We start from the raw sequence: 7,786 nt of genomic DNA on the forward strand, positions 1-7,786 counted from the left end.
CCGCGGCGGAAGTCGACACTAGCCTGCTTTCCGACAAGCTGCCCCCTGCGGCTTACGGCGATCCAGGATTCAATGAATATTTGAGTGATGAGCAAGAATGACTTCATGCCTATGAAGAGATCAGCCGGTATCCCGCGCGCACATTGCCGCAAACAACAGCTTAGCTTGCTGTTTGCGGCAATTGCTTTGCTTGCCAGCAAAATGGCGTTTGCCCAAAGCGCTACGGCACCCACTGAAAGCCCGGCCAGCGGCCCAATGCAGACGCTGCAGACGCCTTTGAGCCCCTCAGCGGAGGTGAGTGCAGTCGAAGCATTGCCGCGCCTTGGCCCAAAGAAAATTGCCGCGCCCAACGCGCTCTTACCCGCGCCGACTTGGGCTCGCCTCACGCCGGCGCAAAAGGAGATTCTTCTCCCGCTGCAACAAGACTGGGACGCCCTGGACGCGGCCCGCAAGAGTCAATGGTTGGAAGTGGCGACACGTTTTTCGGGTCTGCCAGCACAGGAGCAGTCGCGGGTGCAAGAGCGCATGCGCGAGTGGACCCGACTAAGCCCCGCCGAACGCCAGCAGGCTCGCATCAGCTTTCAGGGCGCCAAGAAAATTAACGCCGACGAGCGCCAAGCCAAGTGGGAAGCCTATCAAGCCCTGCCCCAGGAACAACGCCAACAGTTGGCCGACAAGGCCGCCAAAAAATTGGAAAACCAGGCCAGCAAGCCCGCCAAGACCGGCCTGCTCGCTCAAACGAGCAGCACGCCACAGGCCAAGTCCAACCTGGTGCCCAAGGCAACTTCAAGCCAAGCGCCCAAAGCGGTCGCGCCGTCCTTGCTGCAGGCCAAGCCAGGCGCCACCACGGTGCTGATGACCCAAGACAAGTTGGTGCCCTCACATCAGAGAGCCGGCTACACCAAGGTGCTGGCCAATCCGGACTGGGTCGACAGCAAGACCTTGCTGCCCAAACGCCCAACGAGCAGCGCATCCGGCCCATCAAGCCCATGACATTGGCAAGCCCGCAGAGGCCCAGCCTGAAACGCCGCATGGCTGCCTTTGTCTACGAAGGTGTGGTTCTGTTCGGCGTGGTGTTCGCCACCGCCTTCTTGTTCGGCACCCTGACTCAGCAACGACACGCGCTGCAGGGGCAGCATGCGCTGCAGGCGGTGTTGTTTGTAGTGATAGGCCTCTACTTCAGCTGGTTTTGGACCCGTGGTGGCCAAACCGTGGCGATGAAAGCCTGGCATATTCGCGTCGTCGACCTGCAAGGCCAAGCCCTGAGCAAGCCGCGCGCCCTGGCACGCTACTGCTTGAGTTGGCTCTGGTTTGCGCCGGCCCTGGTCAGCGTTTGGTTGATCGGCCTGCGCAGCACCGGCGCCATTTTTGCGACCTTGTTCGCGGGCGTGGCCGCCTATGCCTTGCTGAGCCGCATGCACCCGAGCGGGCAGTTCCTGCACGACGTGATCTGTGGCACTCAATTGATGATTGAGAAACCAATCAAACGATGAGCAACCCCTACAAAGGCAAGACCGGTCTGGTCCGCATCCTTCACGCGACCGGTTATTCCCTGGCCGGGCTGCGGGCAGCCTACACCGGTGAAAGCGCCTTTCGGCAGGAGACTTGGCTGTTGATCATCGCGACGCCGCTGGCCTTCTGGCTCGGCCAGGGCTGGGTGCAAACCGCGCTGCTGCTGGGCTCTTTGATGCTGGTGCTGATCGTCGAGTTGTTGAACTCAGGGATTGAAGCCGCGATTGACCGGGTTTCATTCGAGCTGCATGACCTGTCCAAGCGCGCCAAAGACCTGGCCAGCGCCGCCGTGCTCTTGTCTTTGCTGCTCAGCGCCGGGATTTGGGGCGCGGCGCTGTGGCAGCGCTTTGGCAGCTGAGGCCTAGCCTCAGACTGCCTCTTCGTCGGTCTCGCCGGTGCGGATGCGCACCACCTGCTCGACCGGCGTGACGAAGATCTTGCCGTCGCCGATCTTGCCGGTTTTAGCCGCCTTCAGGATCGCGTCGATGCAGCGCTCGACGTCGTCGTCCTTGACCACCACCTCGACCTTCACCTTGGGCAAAAAGTCGACCACGTACTCGGCACCCCGGTACAGCTCGGTATGGCCTTTTTGGCGACCAAAGCCCTTCACCTCGGTGACGGTCAAACCCGACGCACCCACCTCGGCCAGGGCTTCGCGCACCTCGTCCAGCTTGAACGGCTTGATGATGGCGGTGATTTGCTTCATGGTCTAAGGCTCCAAAACGGGTGAGATTGCTTCGATTTAAGCACGGAACTTCGATGTGATCGGATAGCGCCAGTCGCGCCCGAAAGCACGGTGCGTAATGCGAATCCCGATCGGTGCCTGGCGGCGCTTGTATTCATTGAGCACGATCAGACGCGTGACACGCTCAACATCTGCCCGCTCGAAACCGGCCGCAACGATCTCAGCCAGCGACTGGTCTTCTTCCATATAGCGGGCCAGGATCGCATCCAAAACCTCGTAGGGCGGCAGGCTGTCTTGATCCTTCTGATCGGGCCGCAACTCGGCCGACGGTGGGCGCGTGATGATGCGCTCAGGAATGATGGGCTCCGTCGTCAACACCGACCCGTCGAGCCGCATGGTGGGCTGCTCGTTACGCCAACGCGCCAAGCGGAACACCAGCGTCTTGGCAACATCCTTGATGACTGCAAAGCCGCCCGCCATATCGCCGTAAAGCGTGCAATAGCCGGTCGCCATCTCGCTCTTGTTGCCGGTGGTCAGCACGATGGACCCGAACTTGTTCGACAAGGCCATCAGCAAAGTGCCGCGGATACGGGCTTGGATGTTCTCCTCGGTCGCATCGAGCGCCAGGCCCTTGAATTCATCCGCCAAGCCGGCGTTGAAAGCATCGAACATCGGTGAGATCGACTTTTCGCCGTAGCGCACGCCCAGCCGTTCGGCCATAGCGCGGGCATCAATCCAGGAAATATCGGCCGTATAAGGCGACGGCATCATCACCGTGCGCACCTTGTCTGCCCCCAGCGCGTCGACCGCAATCGCCAGCACCAGGGCCGAATCAATGCCACCGGACAGCCCCAGCAACACGCCGGGGAAGCCGTTCTTGCCCACATAGTCGCGCACGCCGGTGACGAGAGCGGCCCAAACCTGTGCCTCCAGGCTCGGCAGCGGCAAGACCTGACCCTTGACCTTGCCGTCGGCGTCGAGCTCAAGCAGCGTCAGCGCCTCCTCAAAGAAGGGCGCCCGCGCGGCCAGTTCGCCCTTCGCATTGAGTGCAAACGAAGCGCCGTCGAACACCACCTCATCCTGGCCGCCGACCAGGTGCGCATACAACAGCGGCAGACCCACATCGCGCGCCCGCTCGGCCATGCGCTGTTCGCGCTCCTCGGCCTTGCCGATATGGAAGGGCGAGGCGTTCAACACGCACAAGACTTGGGCGCCGGCCGCCTTGGCCGCGCGAGCCGGCTCGTCAAACCAGGCGTCTTCGCAGATAGTCAAACCAAAACGCAGGCCGCCAACCTCGAACACCGCCGCCGGCTCGCCGGCGTCGCGCCCCGAGACGAAATAGCGTCGTTCATCGAAGACCTGGTAGTTGGGCAACTCGCGTTTGCAATAAGTCAGCAAGACCTGACCCCCTTGCAAAACCGAGGCCGCATTGAAGCGCGCCGACACGGTTCGGCTCTTCGACCTAAGATCTCGTTGCCCCGCTTGTTGGAAGGGATGCCCGACCACCACGGCGAGGCCCGCGCAATCAGCCAAGTCGGTCGCGATGCCTTGCAAGGCAGCAGCGCAGGCCTGCATGAAGGCGGGGCGCAAGAGCAGGTCTTCGGGCGGGTAGCCGCACAGGCTCAGCTCGGGCGTTATGAGCAATTTGGCGCCGGCAGCATGGGCTCGTCGCCCGTACTCGACGATCTTTTTCGCATTACCTTCTAGATCACCCACGGTGACATTTATTTGCGCAAGCGCGACGATCACAGACATGGATTTCACCGATGAAATGCTGATGGAAATTGGGCCGGCTGATTATGTCATCCGGGTCCATGAGGCGCCGAGCCAGCTGCCGCAAGCCGACTGGAATGCACTGCTGGCCGCGCAAGCGCAGCCGACGCCTTTTATGCGGCTGGAATACTTCAGCGCCTTGCACGAGTCAGGCAGCGCGACCGCAGCCACCGGCTGGCAAACCCAGTTCGTCAGCCTATGGCGAGAGGATCAATTGTTGGCGGCCTGTCCGGCCTACCTGAAGAGCCATTCCTACGGTGAGTATGTGTTTGACTGGGCCTGGGCCGACGCCTACCAAAGGCATGGTCTGCACTACTACCCCAAGCTGCTGGTGGCCGTGCCCTTCACGCCGGTGCCGGGCAGCCGCTTGTTGGCCGTCAATGCCGAGGCACGCCAACTCTTGATCCAGGGACTGCAAGCTTTGGCGACGCGCCAAGGCCTGAGTTCGGCCCACCTGCTGTTCGGCGACTCGGCAGACCTAGACGCCGCTCAGCAACAGGCCTGGATGCAACGCCAGGGGGTGCAGTTCCACTGGCAAAACCGAACGCCCTTGCCCTATGCCTCATTTGAGGACTTTCTTTCCACCCTGCAGCGCGAGAAGCGCAAGAAGATTCAGCAAGAGCAGCGTCGGGTACGGGAGGCCGAAGTCCATTTCGAAGTACGCCAAGGTGCGCAGATCAGCGAGGCCGACTGGGATTTTTTCTACCATTGCTACCAACTGACCTACCGGGCGCATCGCAGCACACCCTATTTGACGCGCGCGTTCTTCCGTTTGATGAGCCGCGATATGGCCGAGCATTGGCTGCTGTTCACCGCTGTCCGCGCGGGCGAGCCAATCGCCGTCTCCTTGCTCGCGATAGACGCCGTGCAAGGCAGCGCTTATGGCCGCTATTGGGGCACAGTCGAGAGCGTCTCCTGCCTGCATTTCGATGCTTGCTACTACCAGCCGCTGGCCTGGTGCATCGCCAATGGTTACCAGCGCTTTGAGGGCGGCGCACAGGGCGAACACAAAATGGCACGCGGGCTATTACCCGTGAGCACCCATTCCAGCCACTGGCTGGCGCACCCGGACTTCAGCAACGCGGTGGCCGACTTTCTGGCCCAGGAGGGTCAGGCCATGCGCGGCTATGTGAACGAATTGGAAGAACATCAGCCCTACAAAGCTTGAGCTCCAATAAAAAACGCCCGGCTTGAGCGGGCGCTTTGGGCGGGCGCTTTGGACTGCTAAAAAGGCTGAATTCAGCCCTGTTTGGCCTTGTTGTAAGCCTCAATGCCGGCAACGATCTCGGCCCTGGCGGCTTCCGGGCCTTCCCAGCCCTGCACTTTGACCCATTTGTTCGGCTCCAGATCCTTGTAATGCTCGAAGAAATGCTGGATCGCGTTGAGGCGCATCTTGCTGACATCCTCGGGCTTTTGCCAGTGCTCGTACATCGGCAAAATCTTCTCGATCGGCACGGCCAGCAGCTTGGCGTCGCCGCCGGCTTCGTCTTCCATCTTCAGCACACCGACCGCACGGCAAGTGATCACCACACCGGGTGTCAGCGGGTAAGGCGTTACGACCAGCACATCCACCGGGTCGCCGTCATCCGACAGGGTCTGCGGGATGTAGCCGTAGTTGCACGGGTAGTGCATCGCGGTCGTCATGAACCGGTCGACAAACATCGCGCCGGTTTCCTTGTCCACCTCGTACTTGATCGGGTCCGCATTCATCGGGATTTCGATGATGACATTGAACTGTTCGGGCGCTTTGGCGCCGGGGGTGACGTTATGCAGGCTCATGATTATCCGTGGCTAGGTCAAGGGGAAACCCGCATTCTACGGGCAGGCCTTGCCGATACCTGACAAGCGCCGACCGCATCGTTTACCCGCAAACCTTGGGTAAACACCCAAGGTTTACGCCCTCGCGTTCTCGTAGCATGGGCTGCGGTGACCTGACCCTCATCTTCATCTGATGATGCGGGTGTCGAAGCTGATTCCCCTTCAACTGCAGATAGAACAAGAGGAGACATTTACATGTCGACGAGTTTGGCGCTGTATTTCGCTCTGGCCTGCGGCCTAGCGGCTGTGTTGTACGGCTTCATTCAAAGAAGCTGGATCTTGAGTCAAGACGCGGGCAATGCCCGCATGCAGGAAATTGCCGCGGCAATTCAACAAGGAGCTGCCGCCTATCTGGCCCGTCAGTACAAGACGATTGCGGCGGTCGGCCTGGTGCTGGCGATTCTGATCGCGGTCTTTCTGGACAGCATGTCGGCGGTCGGCTTCGTGCTCGGCGCGGTGCTGTCGGGCGCCTGCGGCTTCATCGGCATGAATGTATCGGTGCGGGCTAACGTGCGAACCGCACAGGCTGCGACCAAGGGCATTGGCCCGGCGCTGGACGTCGCCTTCAAGGGCGGCGCCATCACCGGCATGCTGGTGGTCGGCTTGGGGTTGCTGGGTGTCAGCCTGTTCTTCTGGTTCTTGAGCGGCGGCGAGAAGATTGACGCCGCCACGCTCAAACCGCTGCTCGGCTTCGCCTTCGGCTCGTCCTTGATATCGATCTTTGCCCGCCTGGGTGGTGGCATCTTCACCAAGGGCGCCGACGTCGGCGCCGATCTGGTCGGCAAGGTCGAGGCCGGCATCCCCGAGGATGATCCGCGCAACCCGGCCGTGATTGCCGACAACGTCGGCGACAACGTCGGCGACAACGTCGGCGACTGCGCCGGCATGGCCGCCGACCTGTTCGAAACCTATGCGGTGACGCTGATCGCCACCATGGCACTGGGCGCGCTGGTGGTGACCGCAGCACCGATGGCCGCCATCCTTTACCCGCTGATGCTGGGCGGCGTGTCCATCATCGCCTCCATCATCGGCTGCTACTTCGTCAAGGCCTCGCCGGGCATGAAGAACGTGATGCCGGCGCTCTACAAGGGCCTGGCCGTGGCCGGCGTCTTGTCGCTGATCGCGTTTTACTTCGTCACCAACGCGGTGATGCCGGATGACGCTTTAGGTGCCGGAACCAGAATGCGCTTGTTCGGCGCCTGCGCCGTCGGTCTGGTGCTGACCGCCGCGCTGGTCTGGGTAACCGAGTTCTACACCGGCACCCAGTACGCGCCGGTCAAGCACATCGCGCAAGCCTCCACCACCGGCCACGGCACCAACATCATTGCCGGCCTGGGCGTCTCGATGCGCTCGACCGCCTGGCCGGTACTGTTCGTCTGCGCCGCCATCCTGGCCTCCTACCAGCTGGCCGGCCTGTACGGCATCGCCACCGCCGCCACCGCCATGCTGAGCATGGCCGGCATCGTCGTGGCACTCGACGCCTACGGCCCCATAACGGACAACGCCGGCGGCATTGCCGAAATGGCCGAGCTGCCCAAGAGCGTGCGCGATGAAACCGACCCGCTGGACGCCGTCTGCAACACCACCAAGGCCGTCACCAAGGGCTATGCAATCGGCTCGGCCGGCTTGGCTGCGCTGGTCTTGTTCGCCGACTACACCCACTCGCTGGAAGCGCGCGGCATGCAAGTGTCGTTCGACCTGAGCGACCCGAAGGTGATCGTCGGCCTCTTCATCGGCGGCCTGATCCCCTATCTGTTCGGCGCGATGGCGATGGAAGCGGTCGGCCGCGCCGCCGGCTCGGTGGTGGTGGAAGTGCGCCGCCAGTTCGCCGACGGCCTGATCATGGCCGGCAAGCGCAAGCCCGACTACAGCGCGGCGGTCGACATGCTCACCACGGCGGCCATCAAAGAGATGGTCATCCCGAGCTTGCTGCCGGTCATCGTGCCGGTGGTCGTCGGCCTGGTGCTCGGCCCGGCTGCGCTGGGTGGCCTCTTGATG

General features: G+C 62.1%; 9 protein-coding genes. 6 read left to right on the forward strand and 3 right to left on the reverse strand.

Annotation, left to right across the window (positions count from 1 at the left end; translation table 11 throughout):
• The 4 genes from RMO57_RS12480 to RMO57_RS12495 form a co-directional block, all read left to right on the forward strand.
• Nucleotides 1–101: DUF3619 family protein (locus tag RMO57_RS12480; protein ID WP_310387068.1), on the forward strand; the 101-nt coding region annotated here is incomplete at its 5' end.
• Between the two features lie 193 nt (nt 102–294).
• A complete protein-coding gene (locus RMO57_RS12485) occupies nt 295–993 on the forward strand; it encodes a DUF3106 domain-containing protein (protein ID WP_310387052.1) in 699 nt (232 codons plus the stop codon).
• Complete coding sequence (locus RMO57_RS12490) at nt 990–1,493, forward strand: RDD family protein (RefSeq protein WP_310387054.1); 504 nt, start codon at nt 990–992, stop codon at nt 1,491–1,493. Before RMO57_RS12485 ends, RMO57_RS12490 begins: the two co-directional genes overlap by 4 nt.
• A complete protein-coding gene (locus RMO57_RS12495) occupies nt 1,490–1,870 on the forward strand; it encodes a diacylglycerol kinase (protein ID WP_310387056.1) in 381 nt (126 codons plus the stop codon). Before RMO57_RS12490 ends, RMO57_RS12495 begins: the two co-directional genes overlap by 4 nt.
• 9 nt (nt 1,871–1,879) lie before the next feature.
• Here RMO57_RS12495 and RMO57_RS12500 read toward each other — a convergent pair whose 3' ends face one another.
• Nucleotides 1,880–2,218 carry a P-II family nitrogen regulator gene (locus RMO57_RS12500; protein WP_310387057.1) on the reverse strand — a complete coding sequence of 113 codons (339 nt, stop codon included), beginning with the start codon at nt 2,216–2,218 and terminating at the stop codon, nt 1,880–1,882.
• A gap of 36 nt (nt 2,219–2,254) precedes the next feature.
• On the reverse strand, nt 2,255–3,952 hold the full coding sequence (locus RMO57_RS12505; protein ID WP_310387060.1) for an NAD+ synthase: 1,698 nt from the start codon (nt 3,950–3,952) through the stop codon (nt 2,255–2,257).
• Between RMO57_RS12505 and RMO57_RS12510 the strand changes: the two genes are divergently transcribed.
• Entirely contained in the window at nt 3,951–5,138 is a 1,188-nt protein-coding gene (locus tag RMO57_RS12510) for a GNAT family N-acetyltransferase (protein WP_310387062.1), read from the forward strand. The genes RMO57_RS12505 and RMO57_RS12510 overlap by 2 nt on opposite strands.
• Nucleotides 5,139–5,209: 71 nt before the next feature.
• Here the strand turns inward: RMO57_RS12510 and ppa are convergent, their stop codons facing one another.
• Nucleotides 5,210–5,749: an inorganic diphosphatase gene (gene ppa, locus RMO57_RS12515; RefSeq protein ID WP_310387064.1), complete on the reverse strand. Its 540-nt coding sequence runs from the start codon at nt 5,747–5,749 to the stop codon at nt 5,210–5,212.
• A 234-nt stretch (nt 5,750–5,983) separates the two neighbouring features.
• Between ppa and RMO57_RS12520 the strand changes: the two genes are divergently transcribed.
• Nucleotides 5,984–7,786, forward strand: a 1,803-nt coding sequence (locus RMO57_RS12520) for a sodium-translocating pyrophosphatase (RefSeq protein WP_310387066.1), incomplete at its 3' end; no start/stop codon positions are given.

This window comes from Roseateles sp., from assembly GCF_031397715.1.
Classification (GTDB): Bacteria; Pseudomonadota; Gammaproteobacteria; order Burkholderiales; family Burkholderiaceae_C; genus Paucibacter_A.

Coding starts and splice junctions, on each gene's coding strand:
- RMO57_RS12490 (WP_310387054.1), top strand. CDS start 990: ATGACATTGGCAAGCCCGCAGAGGCCCAGCCTGAAACGCCGCATGGCT.
- RMO57_RS12495 (WP_310387056.1), top strand. CDS start 1,490: ATGAGCAACCCCTACAAAGGCAAGACCGGTCTGGTCCGCATCCTTCAC.
- RMO57_RS12500 (WP_310387057.1), bottom strand. CDS start 2,218: ATGAAGCAAATCACCGCCATCATCAAGCCGTTCAAGCTGGACGAGGTG.
- RMO57_RS12510 (WP_310387062.1), top strand. CDS start 3,951: ATGGATTTCACCGATGAAATGCTGATGGAAATTGGGCCGGCTGATTAT.
- RMO57_RS12505 (WP_310387060.1), bottom strand. CDS start 3,952: ATGTCTGTGATCGTCGCGCTTGCGCAAATAAATGTCACCGTGGGTGAT.
- ppa (WP_310387064.1), bottom strand. CDS start 5,749: ATGAGCCTGCATAACGTCACCCCCGGCGCCAAAGCGCCCGAACAGTTC.